Source organism: Shimia sp., assembly GCF_041624275.1.
Classification (GTDB): domain Bacteria; phylum Pseudomonadota; class Alphaproteobacteria; order Rhodobacterales; family Rhodobacteraceae; genus Shimia.
The window spans coordinates 24,707-40,048 of record NZ_JBFJVE010000001.1; the positions used below are offsets into that span (position 1 = coordinate 24,707).

A 15,342-nucleotide genomic window follows, 5' to 3' on the forward strand; every position below is an offset into this window, starting at 1 on the left:
TCGTCTACCGTTGCCGCGACCATATCAGCGCCCGGGCAGGTCGGGGCATTGAAATGCGGCACCCGTCATTTGAAATTGTTATTCCCTTCATTCACTCACGCCCCCGCCCGAAGCCGCCTCGCGGATGATTTCAAGAAACCTCTGCTGAATCGGGGTCGGCACCCATCCGGAACGGAAGGTCAACCCGATCGCCCGGCCGGAGCTTGGCAGCTCGATCGGCAGCTGCATGACCTGCCCCAGCGCCTCTTCGGTCTCGATCTGGCGCTTGGAGGCGATCGAGACATAATTCCCCCGCGCCAATAGCCCGCGCAAAAGAACCAGCGAGCTTGACACGATCCGCACCGGCGACCCCGGCAGATCGAGCTGCCGCAGGGTTTCGAACAGATAGGTGCCGGTGGGGGCGCTTTGCGGCGGCGCCACCCACGGATAGGCCAGCGTGTCCTCGAAGGTGAGACCGGGCTTTGCGGCCAGCGGATGGTCGGGCGAGGCCACCACCGCGAGATCGTCCATGAACAGCTCTTCCTGTTCGACGTCGCTGGCCGGCTTGGGGAAGCGCAGCGCGCCGATCAGGAAGTCGATGTCGCCAAAGCGCAGATCATGGATCAGCGTGTGATAGCGCGCGTCGACACAGTTCACCTGCACCCCCGGCCCGACCTCGCCCATCAGGCGGTCGATGGCCTCGGGCAGGATCGAGCTGCGCGACAGCGGCAGCGAGCCGACATTGATGCAGGTGGTGTCCTGCCCGAGGAATTCATTGATTTCATAGACCGCCTGCTGAAACTCGCTGGCGGCAAGTCGGACATGATAGACAAAGGCCTCGGCGGCCGGTGTCAGCACCACCCCGCCCCGCGTCTGGTCGAACAGGGTCAACCCCGAAAGCGAGGCCAGCTCGCGCACCGCGCGGTGAAGGCCGGGCTGACTCACCCCCAGTTCACGGGCGGCCTGATTGAAGCTGCCGGCCTTGGCGATCGCGGTCAGGGCGCGCAGCTGGGCCGGCGAACAGAAGCGGTGAAAGGGATTGCGCAGCCGTTCATCGCTGCCACGCGCCATCTTCTTGCGGGCCAGCCCGTCACCACGGCGCAGGTGTTCGAGAATCCGCGCAAGCCGGCGCTCGAAGACCAGCCCGGGCTCGGTCGGCACCATGCCCTTGGGCTGGCGTTCGAACAGCGGTGCGCCGAGAATGGTTTCGACCCTTGCCAGCGCCTGTGTCGCCGCCGGCTGCGACATATGCGCGGCCTCGGCAGCAGCGCCGATACGCCGGTGGCGGTAGACTTCGCTGACCACGTAGAGATAGCGGATATGTGGCAGTTCCTTCATCGGTCCCGACCCTGTCTGTTTCCTTGGTTATAACAAAAACAAATTTCGATTGTCAGGATTCGAAATGGTCAAATTGGCACCACTGCCATTACCTTTTGATAGAATTCCGACCATTTGAGAGGCGCAACAATGGCTGACAAGAAAACCGCGCTGGTGATTTCTGCCCATGCGGCAGATTTCGTTTGGCGCTGTGGGGGGGCAATCGCCCTGCATCAAGAACTGGGCTACGACGTGACCGTGGCCTGCCTGTCCTTCGGCGAACGCGGCGAGAGCGCGCGGCTGTGGAAAGAGGGCAAGACGCTCGACGAGGTCAAGGCGATCCGCCAGAGCGAGGCCGAGGCTTCGGCCCGTGCGCTTGGCGTCAGCGACATCCGTTTCCTCGACATGGGCGACTACCCGCTGCGCTTCACCGAAGAGGCAGAGGACAAGGTGGTCGACATCATCCGCGAGGTGCAGCCGAAATTCATGTTCTCGCACTCAAGGTGGGACCCCTACAACACCGACCACATGAAGACCACCGACTTCGCCCTGACCTGCCGCATGATCGCCCAGGCCTGGGGCCACAATCCGGGCGAGAAGGTGCTGGGCGCGCCGCAGCTTTATCTGTTCGAGCCGCATCAGACCGAACAGATGGGCTGGAAGCCCGACGTGTTTCTCGACATCACCCCGGTCTGGGAGAAGAAGCGCGCGGCGATGGAGTGCATGAACGGGCAGATCCACCTCTGGGATTTCTACACCCGCGTCGCCCAGCAGCGCGCCAATCATTTCAAGCGCAACTCGGGCGGCATGGCCGGTGGTCGCGATTGCAAATACGCCGAGGGCTTCGAGACCGTGTTCCCGATCTGCGTGGATGAGCTGTCATGAGCTATCCGCTGGGCACACAGGGCGTCGTCGTCCAGAATATCGAACGCGCCGACCCGGCGGTGATCGACGGGCTGGCCGAATGCGGCGTGGCCACGGTCCACGAGGCGCAGGGGCGCAAGGGGCTCTTGGCGGGCTACATGCGGCCGATCTATCCCGGTGCGCGGATCGCCGCCTCGGCGGTGACGATCTCGGCGCCGCCCTGCGACAACTGGATGATCCATGTCGCGATCGAACAGCTGCAGGCGGGCGATGTTCTGGTGCTGGCGCCGACCTCGCCTTCGGATGCCGGCTATTTCGGCGATCTGCTGGCCACCTCGGCCAGCGTGCGCGGCTGTCGCGGGCTGGTGATCGACGCCGGGGTCCGCGACATACGCGACCTGACGGAAATGGGCTTTCCGGTCTGGTCGAAGGCGGTTTTCGCCCAGGGCACGGTCAAGGAAACCCTGGGCTCGGTCAATGTGCCGGTGGTCTGCGCCGATGCGCTGATCCACCCCGGCGACGTGATCGTGGCCGATGATGACGGCGTCTGCGTCGTGCGCCGAGACGAGGCCGCATCGGTGCTCGAGAAGGCCCGCGCGCGCGAGGCCAACGAGGCGCAGAAACGGGCCCGTTTCGAGGCCGGCGAACTGGGGCTCGACATCTACGGAATGCGCGCACGCCTGGCGGAAAAGGGGTTGAAATATGTCTGAGGGCCTGCGCTGCATGTGGATGCGTGGCGGCACGTCGAAGGGCGGGTATTTCCTGCGCGACGACCTGCCCCGCGATCTGTCGCGGCGCGACGCCACGCTGCTGGCCATCATGGGGTCGCCCGACCCGCGCCAGATCGACGGCATGGGCGGCGCCGACCCGCTGACCTCGAAGGTCGCCGTGGTCTCGAAATCCGACCGCCCCGGCGTCGATATCGACTATCTGTTCCTGCAGGTCTTCGTCGACCGCGCCATTGTCACCGACGCCCAGAACTGCGGCAACATCCTTGCCGGGGTGGCGCCCTTCGCCCTCGAGAGGGGGCTGGTGGCGGCGCAGGACGGCGAAACCCCGGTCACCATCTACATGGAGAACACCGGCCAGATCGCCACCGCCCGGGTGGCGACACCGGGCGGCCGGGTCAGCTATGCGGGACAGGCGCGGATCGACGGGGTGCCGGGCAGCGCGGCGCCGGTGCCGATCGAGTTCAAGGACACCGCCGGGTCGAGTTGCGGCGCGCTGCTGCCGACCGGCAACGCCGTCGATGTCATCGACGGTGTCGCGCTGACCATGATCGACAACGGCATGCCCTGCGTCGTGATGCGCGCCGCCGACATGGGCATTTCCGGCACCGAAAGCCCCGAGGACCTCGAGGCGAACGCGGCACTGCGCGCCCGGCTCGAGTCGATCCGCCTGCAATGCGGCCCGCTGATGAACCTTGGCGACGTCGGCGACAAATCGGTGCCCAAGATGACCATGGTCAGCCCGGCGCAGAACGGCGGCGCCATTGCGACGCGCACCTTCATTCCGCACCGCTGCCACAAGACGATCGGCGTGCTGGGGGCGGTCAGCGTCGCCACCGCCTGCCTGCTCGAGGGCAGCCCCGCCGCAGCCCTGGCCGAGACCGGCACCGGCGACGAGCGGCGGCTGGCGGTCGAGCACCCCAGCGGCGAAATGACGGTGATTGCCCGTCTCGACGCGGCCGGCGCGGTCGCCTCGGCGGCGATCCTGCGCACGGCGCGCAAACTGATGGATGGAAAGGTCTTCGCATGAGTGAAGAACAGAAAATGGACGCGGGCTGGCTGGTCTTCGACCCCGACCCCAAGACCCCCGATTTCAAACTGCCCGAGGGGGCGGTGGACGCGCATTGCCACGTCTTCGGGCCGGCGCCCGAGTTTCCCTTTGCCCCGGAACGGAAATACACGCCGTGCAATGCCGGCAAGGATCAGCTTTTCGCCCTGCGCGACCATCTCGGGTTTGCCCGCAACGTGATCGTGCAGGCAACCTGCCACGGCAAGGACAACCGGGCCATGATCGACGCCTGCCGCGCGGCCGGCGAGCGCGCCCGGGGAATCGCCTCGGTCGGCGCCGAGATAACCGAGGATGACCTGCACGAAATGCACGCAGCCGGCGTGCGCGGCGTTCGGTTCAATTTCGTCAAGCGGCTGGTCGACGCGACCCCGAAACAGGTGTTTCTCGATATCGCCGACAAGATCAAACCCCTGGGCTGGCACATCGTGGTCTATTTCGAGGCCGCCGACCTGGAAGAGCTGGAACCTTTCCTCAGGCAACTCCCGACCACGATCGTCGTCGACCACATGGGGCGCCCGGATGTCACCAAGGGCGTCGATCACCCCGATTTCCAGCGCTTCCTGCGCCTGATGGAAGAGAACGACAGCATCTGGTCCAAGGTCACCTGCCCCGAGCGGCTGAGCGTCGAGGGCCCGCCCTATGCGGATGTGATCCCCTATTGCGCCGAGATCGTGTCCCGTTTCCCGGACCGCGTTCTGTGGGGCACCGACTGGCCGCACCCAAACATGAAATCCCACATGCCCGACGACGGGGCACTGGTCGATTTCATCCCCAAAATCGCACCCAACCCGGAGCATCAACGCAAGCTCCTGGTCGACAACCCGATGCGCCTTTACTGGGCGTGAGCGCCGCGCCCCCCCGGTGAGGACCGGAAAGCGCGGCTGAAACAGGAGGAGACCCGATGCACGATCACGCGGGCCACGACTATCATATCGACATTCCCGGCACGACGATCTTCGACGGCAAGATGGCCATGAAAGGCTATCAGCTGAACAAGATGTGCTATTCTTTCAACAAGGCGGCCAACCGCGAAGCCTTCAGGGAAGACCCCGAGGCCTATATGGCCGAATACGGGCTGACCGAGGCCCAGAAAGAGGCCATCCGCTCGACCAATATCCTCGCCATGATCGAGGAGGGCGGCAACATCTACTACCTCGCCAAACTCGCCGGCATCTTCAAGCTGTCGGTCCAGGACGTGGGCGGCCTGCAAACCGGCCGCAGCACCGAAGAGTTCAAGAAATACCTGCTGAGCCAGGCGTAAGGAGACCGGATAATGGCCAAGATTCTCGGAGGCATCACCACCTCGCACATCCCCGCTGTCGGCAACGCCATCCAGCAGGAGCTTTATGACGATCCCTATTGGAAACCGTTCTTCGACGGCTATCCGAAGGTCCATCAATGGATCAAGGAGAAGAAACCCGACGTGGTCATCAACATCTACAACGACCACGGGCTGGGGTTCTTTCTCGACCAGATGCCGACCTTTGCCATCGGCGCGGCACATGAATACAAGAACGAGGACGAAGGCTGGGGCCTGCCCGAGCTGGACCCGTTCCCGGGCCATCCCGAGATGAGCTGGCACATCATCGAAAGCATGGTCGCCGACGAATTCGACATCACCTCCTGCCAGGAGCTGCCGGTCGATCACGGTTTCGTGGTGCCGATGCAGCTGTTCTGGCCCGGCGCCCCGCACAATCCGGACATGCCCCGTGCGATCCCGATTTCGGCCAACACGGTGCAGCACCCGATTCCGACCCTGAAGCGGGCGCTGGATTTCGGCAAGGCGCTGCGACGCGGGATCGAAAGCTTTCCCGAGGATCTCAAGGTGGTGGTGCTGGGCACCGGCGGGCTGTCGCATCAGCTCGACGGCGAGCGCGCCGGCTTCATCAACCGCGAATTCGACGAATACTGCCTGAACAACATCGTCCACAACCCGGAAGAGCTGACCAATATCACCCGCATGGAATTGGTCGAGAAGGCCGGCGCCCAGGGCACCGAATTCCTGATGTGGATGATGATGCGTGGCGCGCTTGGCGACAACATCACCGAGATCACCCGGAACTACCACATTCCGATCTCGAATACCGGCGCCGGCACGCTGCTGCTGGAATGCGCCTGATCGACTGCACCGGGGCCCGCTTTCAGGGCCCCGGCGACTGGGGTGTCCGGCCCGTGTTCAGAGCTGGCCCGCCAGCACCAGATCGAGATCGGCAAGCCGGTCCTGGCCCCAGAACCTCTGATCGTCATCGGTGATGTAGAAGGGCGAGCCGAAGGCGCCGGCGGCCACCGCCTGTTCGAGGTTGGCGGCATAGGTCTCGGCACCGGCCAGCAGGCCGCTGTCGGCCAGAGACGGATCGAACCCCGCCGCGCTAAGGCAGACGCGGATCACCGCATCCTCGGCGATGTCTTTCTGTTCGACGAAACAGGCCCGCAGCAGCCCGTGAACGAGCCCTCCCAGATCGCCGCCACCGGCGTTCTGCGCGGCGATGATCGCATAGGCCGAGGGCGCCTGGTTGGTCGGCCAGTGGGCCGGTTGCAGGTTGAACGCCATGCCCAGCCGGCGCGCCTGACGCGGCAGGTCCATGGCCCGGTACTGCTGGCGCGACGGGTGGCGATCCTTGGGCGCCGTGCCGCCGGTGCGCGCAAACAGCGCCACCACGTCCAGCGGCTTGTAGGTGATCGTCGCACCATGCGCCTTGGCGATCTCTTCCAGACGGGTCCCGGCAAGATAGGCAAATGGTGAAATGGTCGAAAAATAGTAGTCAATATGCGCCATTTTGGTTCCTCCGCGCCCCGGCATCACTTTGCCCGAGGGTAGGGCCATGTTAAGCGGTGTGTAACGTCACGAATCTGTCATCTGCCGCTTGCCGACAGCACCCTGGGGACCACTCACATGCCAACCATCCTTGAACCCAAACTGATCACAGGCACCTCGAATATTCCGCTGGCCAAGGCCATCGCACGCCGCATGTCGATGCATCGCGGCAAGACCCTCGGGCTGGTCGAAGCCCGGGTCGAGCGTTTCAACGACCAGGAAATCTTCGTCGAGGTCTATGAGAACGTGCGCGGCGAGGACATGTTCATCATCCAGCCGACCTCGAACCCGGCCAATGACAACCTGATGGAGCTGCTGATCATGGCCGATGCGCTGCGCCGCTCGTCGGCCGCCCGGATCACCGCGATCATCCCCTATTTCGGCTATGCCCGCCAGGACCGCCGCACCAAGGCGCGCACCCCGATCACCGCCAAGCTGGTGGCCAACATGCTGGTCGAGGCCGGGGTCGAGCGGATCCTGACCATGGATCTTCACGCCGCGCAGATCCAAGGCTTCTTCGACATTCCGGTCGACAACCTCTATGCCTCGCCGATCTTTGCCCTCGATATCCTGAACCAGTTCAAGGGCGATGAGCTCAAGGACGTCATGGTGGTGTCGCCCGACGTCGGCGGCGTCGCCCGTGCGCGCGAGCTGGCCAAGCGCATCAACGCCCCGCTGTCGATCGTCGACAAGCGCCGCGAGAAGCCCGGTGAAGTGGCCGAGATGACCGTGATCGGCGATGTCAGCGGCAAGAAATGCATCATCGTCGACGACATCTGCGACACCGCCGGCACGCTCTGCAAGGCCGCCGAGGTGCTGATGGAGCACGGCGCCACCGAGGTGCATTCCTATATCACCCACGGCGTCCTGTCGGGCCCGGCGGTCGAGCGGATCTCGAAATCGGTGATGAAGTCGCTGGTGATCACCGACAGTATCGAGCCCACCCAGCCGGTGCTGGATACGCCCAATATCCGCATCGTGCCGACCGCGCCGATGTTTGCCCAGGCGATCCTGAATATCTGGAACGGCACCTCGGTCTCGTCGCTGTTCGACACCGCGACGTTGGAGCCGGCCTACGAGGGGCTGTTCAACGTCTGAGCCTCCAAAGGCGCAACAGCACGGAACGGATCAGAGGGCGCCCCAGAGGCGCCCTTTCTCATGACGCCGCCCCCCGTATCCCGAGATCCCGAGGGGGCATGCCGGGGTCAGTCGACCTGCCAGTCGTCCGCATAGGGCAGTTCGCCGACCGCCAGCCAAGACAGGCGGATGCGGGCGACGCGGCTGTCGCCCCAGGTCCTGAACACCAGCTCGAACCCGTCGTGGCCGATGTTTTCCGCCTTCGCTTCGGCGCGCTGGTGCGGACCGCTGTCCATGTCGGAAAGCGCCACCGAGACATGCACCGCAGGCGCGGCGCGGTAGGCCTCGGAAAAGGTTACTTTCTTGCGGCGTTCACGCGGGCCGGTGCCGGTCCACATCTCGCCGCCGTCCTCGAAATCCGCGAACAGGGACACGTCGCCCTGGTCGACGCCGATCAGATGATTTCTCAGTCGTTTCATGCCGCTTTCCAGTTTTGGCTACCCGAGTACCGGAAACCGGCCGCGCAATGCAAACGCAATTTCCGAAATGCCCCTGGCGCGGCCCTTCGGCAACGAAAAAGGCCCCGCGAAACGCGGGGCCTTTTCTGTATCGATCTGAGCGGGCTCAGAGGTTCAGCGCAGCGCGCAGCGCCTCGAGATCGGCCAGGGTCTTGTTGGCAGCGTCCTTGGACTCGGGCGTCGCATTGGCCGCGGCTTCCGAGGCCTGGGCGATCAGCGCGTCCATGTCGGCGGCGGTCACTTCCGCCACCGGCATGGCCTTCTCGGCCAGAACCGAGGTGCCTTCACCGGTGATCTCGGCAAACCCGCCGGTCACCGCGTATTGCGATGCGCCATCGGGTCCGTCCACGGTCAGAACGCCGGGGCGCAGCGTGGTGATGGTCGGAGCATGATCCGGCATTGCGGTCATGTCGCCATCGGCGCCCGGGATCTGGACTGCCGTCGCCTGAAGCGAAGCAAGGCTCCGCTCAGGGCTGACAAGGTCAAATTGCATCGTGTTTGCCATCAGGGGCCTCCTTAGGCCGCTTCAGCAGCCATTTTCTCGGCTTTTGCGATCACTTCATCGATGCCGCCAACCATGTAGAAGGCGCCCTCGGGAAGGTGGTCGTATTCGCCGGCAACAACGGCCTTGAACGACGAGATCGTGTCTTCCAGCGGAACCTGGACACCGTCCGAACCGGTGAACACTTTCGCGACGTCGAAGGGCTGCGAGAGGAAGCGCTGGATCTTCCGGGCACGGGCCACGGTCAGCTTGTCTTCTTCCGACAGTTCGTCCATGCCGAGGATGGCGATGATGTCCTGCAGCGACTTGTAGCGCTGGAGGATACCCTGGACTTCGAAGGCCACTTTGTAGTGCTCTTCGCCCACGACCGAGGGGTCCATCAGACGCGAGGTCGAGTCGAGCGGGTCAACGGCCGGGTAGATGCCCAGTTCCGAGATCGCACGCGACAGAACGGTGGTTGCGTCGAGGTGGGCAAAGGTGGTTGCCGGTGCCGGGTCGGTAAGGTCGTCGGCGGGAACGTAGACGGCCTGGATCGAGGTGATCGAACCCTGCTTGGTCGAGGTGATGCGTTCCTGCATGGCGCCCATGTCGGTGGCCAGGGTCGGCTGGTAGCCCACGGCCGAAGGAATACGGCCCAGAAGCGCCGACACCTCGGAACCCGCCTGGGTGAAGCGGAAGATGTTGTCGACGAAGAACAGAACGTCGGTACCGGACTGGTCGCGGAACTGCTCGGCCAGGGTCAGACCGGTCAGGGCAACACGGGCACGGGCTCCCGGAGGTTCGTTCATCTGACCGTAAACCAGGGCCACCTGCGATTCCTCGAGGTTGTCCGGCTTGATCACGTTGGATTCGATCATCTCGTGGTAGAGGTCGTTGCCTTCACGGGTCCGTTCACCAACACCTGCGAACACCGAGAAACCCGAGTGCACTTTGGCGATGTTGTTGATCAGTTCCATGATGAGAACGGTCTTGCCCACGCCGGCGCCGCCGAACAGGCCGATCTTGCCGCCTTTGGCGTAGGGGGCCAGCAGGTCGATCACCTTGATGCCGGTCACCAGGATTTCCGACTCGGTCGACTGTTCGTCGAATTCCGGTGCCGGCTGGTGGATGGCGCGGGTTTCGGTGGCATTCACCGGACCCTGTTCGTCGACCGGCTCGCCGACGACGTTGAGGATGCGGCCGAGGGTGGCGTTGCCGACCGGAACCGAGATCGGTTCGCCGGTGTCGATCACTTTCGCGCCGCGAACGAGACCTTCGGTCGCGTCCATCGCGATGGTGCGGACGGTGTTTTCGCCAAGGTGCTGAGCCACTTCCAGCACCAGTTTCTTACCATTGTTGTCGGTGTTCAGTGCGTTGAGGATTTCCGGCAGGGAATCTTCGAATTGCACGTCGACGACGGCGCCGATGATCTGGGTCACCTTGCCTTTTGCATTTGCCATGTTTCGTCTCCGGTCTTAGAGCGCTTCAGCGCCCGAGATGATTTCAATAAGCTCGTTGGTGATCACAGCCTGACGCGAGCGGTTGTACTGGATCGTCAGTTTGTCGATCATGTCGCCTGCGTTGCGGGTCGCGTTGTCCATTGCGGACATCCGCGCGCCCTGCTCCGAGGCACCGTTTTCCAGCAGTGCGGCGAAGATCTGCGTCGCAACTCCGCGCGGCAGCAGGTCGGCAAGGATCGCCTCTTCGCTGGGCTCGTAGTCGTAGAGCATGCTTGCGCCGTCACCTTCGACCTCGTCAAACGCGGCCGGGATGATCTGCTGTGCGGTCGGGATCTGGCTGATGACCGACTGGAAGCGGTTGAAGAAGATCGTCGCGACGTCGAACTCGCCGGCATCGAAACGCGACAGCAGGTCGCGCGCGATGTCCTGAGCGTTGTCGTAGCCGATCTTCTTGACCTCGGACAGATCGACATGAGCGACGATCTTGTCCTGGAAGTCACGCTTCAGCTGCTCGCGGCCTTTCTTGCCGACGGTCAGGATCTTGACGGTCTTGCCTGCGGCGGTCAGCTCCTGAGCCTTGGCACGAGCGAGTTTCACGATCGAGCTGTTGAAGCCGCCGCACAGACCCCGCTCTGCGGTCAGGACCACCAACAGGTGGACCTGATCGCTTCCGGTGCCCGAAAGCAGCTTGGGTGCAGAGTCGGAACCACCGACCGAGGCCGCCAGCCCACCCAGAACGGCGTTGAACCGTTCCGTGTAGGGGCGCGATGCCTCGGCAGCGTCCTGCGCGCGGCGAAGTTTCGCCGCGGCAACCATCTGCATGGCCTTGGTGATCTTGCGAGTGTTCTTCACACTCTCGATCCGAGTTTTTAGGTCCTTCAGACTGGGCATTGTCCGAACCCCTTACGCGAAGTCAGCTGCGTATTCGTCCAGCGCGGCTTTGATCTTGTCTTCGGCTTCACCTTTGATCTTGGGATCTTCGTCGGTGATGTACTGAAGCAGGTCAGCGTGCTTGCCGCGCAGGTGGTCGAGAAGACCCTGCTCGAAACGTCCGACTTCGCGAACCGCCAGCTTGTCGAGATAGCCGTTCACACCGGCGTAGATCATGCAGACGATCTCGGCGTTGGTCAGCGGCGAATACTGCGGCTGTTTCATCAGCTCGGTCAGGCGTGCACCACGGTTCAGCAGCTGCTGGGTGGCGGCGTCGAGGTCGGAACCGAACTGGGCGAAAGCCGCCATCTCGCGGTACTGGGCGAGCGACAGTTTCACCGGGCCGGCGACCGACTTCATGGCGTTGGTCTGGGCCGACGAGCCCACGCGCGACACCGACAGACCGGTGTTCACGGCCGGGCGGATACCCTGGTAGAACAGCTCGGTCTCGAGGAAGATCTGGCCATCGGTGATCGAGATCACGTTGGTCGGAATAAAGGCCGAAACGTCACCACCCTGGGTTTCGATCACCGGCAGTGCGGTCAGCGAACCGGCGCCGTTGTCTTCGTTCAGCTTGGCCGAACGTTCCAGCAGGCGCGAGTGGAGGTAGAAAACGTCACCCGGATAGGCTTCACGTCCCGGCGGACGACGCAGCAGCAGCGACATCTGGCGATAGGCCACGGCCTGTTTCGAGAGGTCATCATAGATGATCAGCGCGTGCTTGCCGTTGTCACGGAAGTATTCGGCCATCGCGGTCGCGGCATAGGGTGCCAGGAACTGCATCGGCGCGGGGTCCGACGCGGTGGCGGCCACGACGATCGAGTAATCGATGGCGCCGGTTTCTTCCAGTTTCTTCACCAGCTGGGCAACGGTCGAACGCTTCTGTCCGACGGCCACGTAGACGCAGTACAGTTTCTTGCTGTCGTCGTCGCCGGCGGCGTCGTTGTAGGATTTCTGGTTCAGGATGGTGTCCAGGGCGATCGCGGTCTTGCCGGTCTGGCGGTCGCCGATGATCAGCTCGCGCTGGCCACGGCCGATCGGGATCATCGCGTCGACCGACTTGAGGCCGGTTGCCATCGGCTCGTGCACCGATTTACGCGGGATGATGCCCGGCGCCTTGACGTCTGCGACGTTGCGCTGCGCGGCATTGATCGGGCCCTTGCCGTCCAGCGGGTTACCCAGACCGTCGACGACGCGACCCAGCAGCTCGGGGCCGGCGGGAACGTCCACGATCGAGTTGGTGCGCTTGACGGTGTCACCTTCTTTAATGTCACGGTCCGAACCGAAGATCACGACACCGACGTTGTCGCTTTCAAGGTTGAGGGCCATGCCCATGATGCCACCGGGGAATTCCACCATCTCACCGGCTTGAACATTGTCCAGGCCGTAGACGCGCGCGATACCGTCACCGACGGAAAGCACACGGCCGACTTCGGCCACTTCGGCTTCTTGGCCAAAGTTCTTGATCTGGTCCTTAAGGATCGCAGAGATTTCGGCTGCTTGGATACCCATTATCCGACCTCTTTCATTGCATTCTGGAGGGAAGAGAGCTTGGAAGCGATCGAGGTATCGATCATCTTCGAGCCCACCTTAACGACAAGACCGCCGATGAGGGCTTCATCAACGGTCGCATTGATTTTGACATCTTTGCCCACGCGGGCAGCAAGAGTCTTGGCAAGTTTCTCGCTCTGAGTCTTGGTCAGGGCCTTGGCCGAGACCACGTCTGCGGTCACTTCACCCTTCTCTTCGGCGATCATTGCGCGCAGCTGTTCGACGAGCTGCGGCATCACAAACAGGCGGCGCTTTTCGGCCATCAGGCTCAGCGCGTTCTTCAGCATCGGCTGAAGACCCATTTTGTCGGCAATTCCCGCAATGGCCTTGCCCTGAACTTCGCGGGTGTACACCGGCGAATTGATCAGGTCGCGCACATCTGCGCTTTCGGCCAAGACGGAACTCAGGTCATCAAGACCGCTTTCCAGTTCGGCAAGCGACTTGGTCTCTTTGGCGATCTCGAAGATCGCTTTGGCATAGCGTTCCGCGATGCCGGAGGAGATCGAAGCTGGTTCGGACACGTCCACCCTTCCGCGTTTTGGCCCCAGAATCGGCATACTTTTGTATGCAATTCTCGGGGACGTTTCATCGCCCCGGCAAGTCGGGGCAGTAAAATCCGTCGCGGGTGTAGCAGAGCCTTCGCCACCTAGCAACATGGTTTGGAATATTCCGCCAGACCCGCAAAGCCCTTGTTTATATGGCTTTGCCACAGGTGCGACCCTTTGCCTGTGACGGGGCGTCAAATTTTACCTTCCGAAAAGGCGGTTTTTCGCGATTCCCGGGGCGCGCGGCGGGCAAAATGCGGCGCGTTCGGACGCCCCCCTGCCCCCCCCCTCCGGCCAGAGCGCCGCTAGACCGGCGCCGTCCCCGGTTTGGGCGCCAGCACGCCAAGCGGTTTCCTCACCGCCTCGCGCAGACCCGGCCCCGAGGGGGCATGCACCCTCTTGCTGGCCTCGACCATGAGCACGCCGCCGGCCATCACCGGCGACACGGTCTTGCCGACGCTTTCCCAGAGCGGCCCGGTGCGGCGCCAGAAGCGGCGATGCGACGGCGGCTGGAACAGGGTCGTGCGGTGGCGCTCGGGCATGAAACCGTGCTGGCGCAGCTGCGCCTCGAGCTGCGAGGTCGAATAGGGGCGGCCGAAACCAAAGGGGGTCTTGTCGCTGCGCGACCACAGGCCGGCGCGGTGCGGCACGATGAACAGCGCCCGCCCGCCCGGCCCCAGCACCCGGTTGGCCTCGGTCAGCAGATCACCCGGCCGGTCGCAGTTCTCGAGCCCGTGCATCATCACCAGCCGGTCGACGCGCCCGGTCTCGATCGGCCACAGGGTCTCTTCACAGAGGGCCGCGACATTGGCCATGCCCGCCGGCCAGGGCATCACCCCCTGCGGCGCCGGCATCAGGCCGATCACCCGGCGCGCCTCGGCCAGATAGGGGCGCAAGAGCGGCACCGCGAACCCGTAGCCCACCACCGACTGCCCCTTGGCCTCGGGCCACAGATCCAGCGTCTCGTCGCGCACCGCCTTCTGGGCGGCACGGCCCAGGGCGCTGCGATAGTAGAAGTTTCGGAGATCCTGAACGTCGAGATACATTGCAACCGCCCAATCAATCGGCAAAGCTGAGGCGTTTCGCGACGCCCCCTGTTCGGGGTGGGCGTGAAACGCGCGGAACCTATAATGTCGTGAGCGTATCGACCCCGGCCGCCGATGCGGATCGGACCCGATACATCCCGGCCACACCATAGCAAGCAAAAAGCGAAACTCCATGCCTCTCGAAATCGTCACCCTGCCCTGCCTGTCCGACAACTACTGCTTTCTTCTGCACGATGCCGACAGTGGCGCCACCGCAGTGGTCGACGTGCCGGACGCCGCAGTGATTTCCGAGGCCCTCGCCGCCCGGGGATGGACCCTTGGCCAGGTGCTGCTTACCCATCATCACTGGGATCATGTCGACGGGCTGCCGGCCCTGCTCGAGGCGCACCCGGCGCAGGTCATCGGCGCCAAGGCCGATGCCCACCGGCTGCCGCCGCTGGACCTCGAGGTCGCCGAGGGCGACGGTTTCCTTGTCGGCAGCGAGCCGGTCGAGGTGCTCGAGGTGCCCGGGCACACGCTGGGCCATATCGCCTTTTACCTGCCGAACGCGGGGGCCGTCTTCACCGCCGACAGCCTCATGGCCATGGGCTGCGGCCGCCTGTTCGAGGGTGATCCGGCGATGATGTGGGCCTCGCTCTGCAAACTCGCCGCACTGCCCGCCGAGACCCTTGTCTGCTCGGGCCACGAATACACCGAGGCCAACGCCCGCTTCGCCAAGACCGTCGATCCCGACAACCCCGCGCTTGCCGCCCGGATCGAAGCCATTGCCGCGGCCCGCGCGGCAGGGCGGCCGACCGTGCCCTCGCGGCTGTCCGAAGAGCTGGACAGCAATCCCTTCCTGCGCGCCACGGCCCCAGAAGTGGCGCGGCATCTGGGAATGACCGGGGCGGACCCGGAACACGTATTTGCAGAAATTCGCAAGCGTAAAGACAATTTTTAGTGTACTATGATCTCATCTAATT

At 63.8% G+C, this 15,342-nt stretch carries 17 protein-coding genes; 8 read left to right on the plus strand and 9 right to left on the minus strand.

Going from position 1 to position 15,342, the window contains the following annotated elements; translation table 11 throughout:
• Positions 1-87 precede the first annotated feature (87 nt).
• Positions 88-1,317, minus strand: a complete 1,230-nt coding sequence (locus ABZD10_RS00135) for a LysR family transcriptional regulator (RefSeq protein WP_372884064.1) — start codon at positions 1,315-1,317, stop codon at positions 88-90.
• 129 nt (positions 1,318-1,446) lie between these two features.
• Between ABZD10_RS00135 and ABZD10_RS00140 the strand changes: the two genes are divergently transcribed.
• Genes ABZD10_RS00140 through ABZD10_RS00165 form a run of 6 tightly spaced genes read left to right on the plus strand, consistent with a single transcriptional unit; the run spans position 1,447 to position 6,076 of the window.
• Complete coding sequence (locus ABZD10_RS00140) at positions 1,447-2,181, plus strand: PIG-L deacetylase family protein (protein ID WP_372884065.1); 735 nt, start codon at positions 1,447-1,449, stop codon at positions 2,179-2,181.
• Complete coding sequence (locus ABZD10_RS00145; protein ID WP_372884066.1) at positions 2,178-2,870, plus strand: 4-carboxy-4-hydroxy-2-oxoadipate aldolase/oxaloacetate decarboxylase; 693 nt, start codon at positions 2,178-2,180, stop codon at positions 2,868-2,870. Before ABZD10_RS00140 ends, ABZD10_RS00145 begins: the two co-directional genes overlap by 4 nt.
• Positions 2,863-3,918: a 4-oxalomesaconate tautomerase gene (locus ABZD10_RS00150; protein ID WP_372884067.1), complete on the plus strand. Its 1,056-nt coding sequence runs from the start codon at positions 2,863-2,865 to the stop codon at positions 3,916-3,918. The genes ABZD10_RS00145 and ABZD10_RS00150 overlap by 8 nt, the downstream gene beginning before the upstream one ends.
• Complete coding sequence (locus ABZD10_RS00155; RefSeq protein ID WP_372884068.1) at positions 3,915-4,802, plus strand: amidohydrolase family protein; 888 nt, start codon at positions 3,915-3,917, stop codon at positions 4,800-4,802. Before ABZD10_RS00150 ends, ABZD10_RS00155 begins: the two co-directional genes overlap by 4 nt.
• Positions 4,803-4,858: 56 nt before the next feature.
• Positions 4,859-5,218, plus strand: coding sequence for a protocatechuate 4,5-dioxygenase subunit alpha (locus tag ABZD10_RS00160; protein ID WP_372884069.1), 360 nt, complete (start codon positions 4,859-4,861; stop codon positions 5,216-5,218).
• A 12-nt stretch (positions 5,219-5,230) separates the two neighbouring features.
• The gene (locus ABZD10_RS00165) at positions 5,231-6,076 is read left to right on the plus strand and encodes a class III extradiol dioxygenase family protein (RefSeq protein ID WP_372884070.1); all 846 of its coding nucleotides are present in this window, start codon (positions 5,231-5,233) and stop codon (positions 6,074-6,076) included.
• Positions 6,077-6,133: 57 nt separating this feature from the next.
• Here ABZD10_RS00165 and ABZD10_RS00170 read toward each other — a convergent pair whose 3' ends face one another.
• Positions 6,134-6,733 carry a 2-hydroxychromene-2-carboxylate isomerase gene (locus ABZD10_RS00170; RefSeq protein ID WP_372884071.1) on the minus strand — a complete coding sequence of 200 codons (600 nt, stop codon included), beginning with the start codon at positions 6,731-6,733 and terminating at the stop codon, positions 6,134-6,136.
• 117 nt (positions 6,734-6,850) lie between these two features.
• Here ABZD10_RS00170 and ABZD10_RS00175 point away from each other — a divergent pair, with 117 nt between their 5' ends.
• Entirely contained in the window at positions 6,851-7,870 is a 1,020-nt protein-coding gene (locus tag ABZD10_RS00175; protein ID WP_372884072.1) for a ribose-phosphate pyrophosphokinase, read from the plus strand.
• Positions 7,871-7,977: 107 nt separating this feature from the next.
• Here the strand turns inward: ABZD10_RS00175 and ABZD10_RS00180 are convergent, their stop codons facing one another.
• The 7 genes from ABZD10_RS00180 to ABZD10_RS00210 form a co-directional block, all read right to left on the minus strand.
• Entirely contained in the window at positions 7,978-8,328 is a 351-nt protein-coding gene (locus ABZD10_RS00180) for an H-type lectin domain-containing protein (protein ID WP_372884073.1), read from the minus strand.
• Between the two features lie 145 nt (positions 8,329-8,473).
• Positions 8,474-8,872 (minus strand): F0F1 ATP synthase subunit epsilon, encoded by a 399-nt coding sequence (locus ABZD10_RS00185; RefSeq protein WP_372884074.1) that lies wholly within the window; start codon positions 8,870-8,872, stop codon positions 8,474-8,476.
• Positions 8,873-8,883: 11 nt separating this feature from the next.
• The gene (gene atpD, locus ABZD10_RS00190; RefSeq protein ID WP_372884075.1) at positions 8,884-10,308 is read right to left on the minus strand and encodes a F0F1 ATP synthase subunit beta; all 1,425 of its coding nucleotides are present in this window, start codon (positions 10,306-10,308) and stop codon (positions 8,884-8,886) included.
• Positions 10,309-10,323: 15 nt separating this feature from the next.
• A complete protein-coding gene (locus ABZD10_RS00195; RefSeq protein WP_372884076.1) occupies positions 10,324-11,199 on the minus strand; it encodes a F0F1 ATP synthase subunit gamma in 876 nt (291 codons plus the stop codon).
• A 12-nt stretch (positions 11,200-11,211) separates the two neighbouring features.
• Positions 11,212-12,750 carry a F0F1 ATP synthase subunit alpha gene (gene atpA / locus ABZD10_RS00200; protein WP_372884077.1) on the minus strand — a complete coding sequence of 513 codons (1,539 nt, stop codon included), beginning with the start codon at positions 12,748-12,750 and terminating at the stop codon, positions 11,212-11,214.
• On the minus strand, positions 12,750-13,310 hold the full coding sequence (locus ABZD10_RS00205; RefSeq protein ID WP_372884078.1) for a F0F1 ATP synthase subunit delta: 561 nt from the start codon (positions 13,308-13,310) through the stop codon (positions 12,750-12,752). The genes atpA and ABZD10_RS00205 overlap by 1 nt, the downstream gene beginning before the upstream one ends.
• 329 nt (positions 13,311-13,639) lie before the next feature.
• Positions 13,640-14,380, minus strand: coding sequence for a class I SAM-dependent methyltransferase (locus ABZD10_RS00210; RefSeq protein ID WP_372884079.1), 741 nt, complete (start codon positions 14,378-14,380; stop codon positions 13,640-13,642).
• A 172-nt stretch (positions 14,381-14,552) separates the two neighbouring features.
• On the opposite strand from ABZD10_RS00210, the gene gloB reads away from it, so the two are divergent.
• The gene (gene gloB / locus ABZD10_RS00215; RefSeq protein WP_372884080.1) at positions 14,553-15,320 is read left to right on the plus strand and encodes a hydroxyacylglutathione hydrolase; all 768 of its coding nucleotides are present in this window, start codon (positions 14,553-14,555) and stop codon (positions 15,318-15,320) included.
• Positions 15,321-15,342: the final 22 nt, after the last annotated feature.

What these genes read in the sequence shown, in the direction of transcription:
- ABZD10_RS00185 (WP_372884074.1), bottom strand. Translation starts at nt 8,872, where the DNA reads ATGGCAAACACGATGCAATTTGACCTTGTCAGCCCTGAGCGGAGCCTT.
- ABZD10_RS00135 (WP_372884064.1), bottom strand. Translation starts at nt 1,317, where the DNA reads ATGAAGGAACTGCCACATATCCGCTATCTCTACGTGGTCAGCGAAGTC.
- ABZD10_RS00180 (WP_372884073.1), bottom strand. Translation starts at nt 8,328, where the DNA reads ATGAAACGACTGAGAAATCATCTGATCGGCGTCGACCAGGGCGACGTG.
- ABZD10_RS00195 (WP_372884076.1), bottom strand. Translation starts at nt 11,199, where the DNA reads ATGCCCAGTCTGAAGGACCTAAAAACTCGGATCGAGAGTGTGAAGAAC.
- gloB (WP_372884080.1), top strand. Translation starts at nt 14,553, where the DNA reads ATGCCTCTCGAAATCGTCACCCTGCCCTGCCTGTCCGACAACTACTGC.
- ABZD10_RS00170 (WP_372884071.1), bottom strand. Translation starts at nt 6,733, where the DNA reads ATGGCGCATATTGACTACTATTTTTCGACCATTTCACCATTTGCCTAT.
- ABZD10_RS00140 (WP_372884065.1), top strand. Translation starts at nt 1,447, where the DNA reads ATGGCTGACAAGAAAACCGCGCTGGTGATTTCTGCCCATGCGGCAGAT.
- atpD (WP_372884075.1), bottom strand. Translation starts at nt 10,308, where the DNA reads ATGGCAAATGCAAAAGGCAAGGTGACCCAGATCATCGGCGCCGTCGTC.
- ABZD10_RS00145 (WP_372884066.1), top strand. Translation starts at nt 2,178, where the DNA reads ATGAGCTATCCGCTGGGCACACAGGGCGTCGTCGTCCAGAATATCGAA.
- ABZD10_RS00165 (WP_372884070.1), top strand. Translation starts at nt 5,231, where the DNA reads ATGGCCAAGATTCTCGGAGGCATCACCACCTCGCACATCCCCGCTGTC.
- ABZD10_RS00150 (WP_372884067.1), top strand. Translation starts at nt 2,863, where the DNA reads ATGTCTGAGGGCCTGCGCTGCATGTGGATGCGTGGCGGCACGTCGAAG.
- atpA (WP_372884077.1), bottom strand. Translation starts at nt 12,750, where the DNA reads ATGGGTATCCAAGCAGCCGAAATCTCTGCGATCCTTAAGGACCAGATC.
- ABZD10_RS00155 (WP_372884068.1), top strand. Translation starts at nt 3,915, where the DNA reads ATGAGTGAAGAACAGAAAATGGACGCGGGCTGGCTGGTCTTCGACCCC.
- ABZD10_RS00160 (WP_372884069.1), top strand. Translation starts at nt 4,859, where the DNA reads ATGCACGATCACGCGGGCCACGACTATCATATCGACATTCCCGGCACG.
- ABZD10_RS00210 (WP_372884079.1), bottom strand. Translation starts at nt 14,380, where the DNA reads ATGTATCTCGACGTTCAGGATCTCCGAAACTTCTACTATCGCAGCGCC.
- ABZD10_RS00175 (WP_372884072.1), top strand. Translation starts at nt 6,851, where the DNA reads ATGCCAACCATCCTTGAACCCAAACTGATCACAGGCACCTCGAATATT.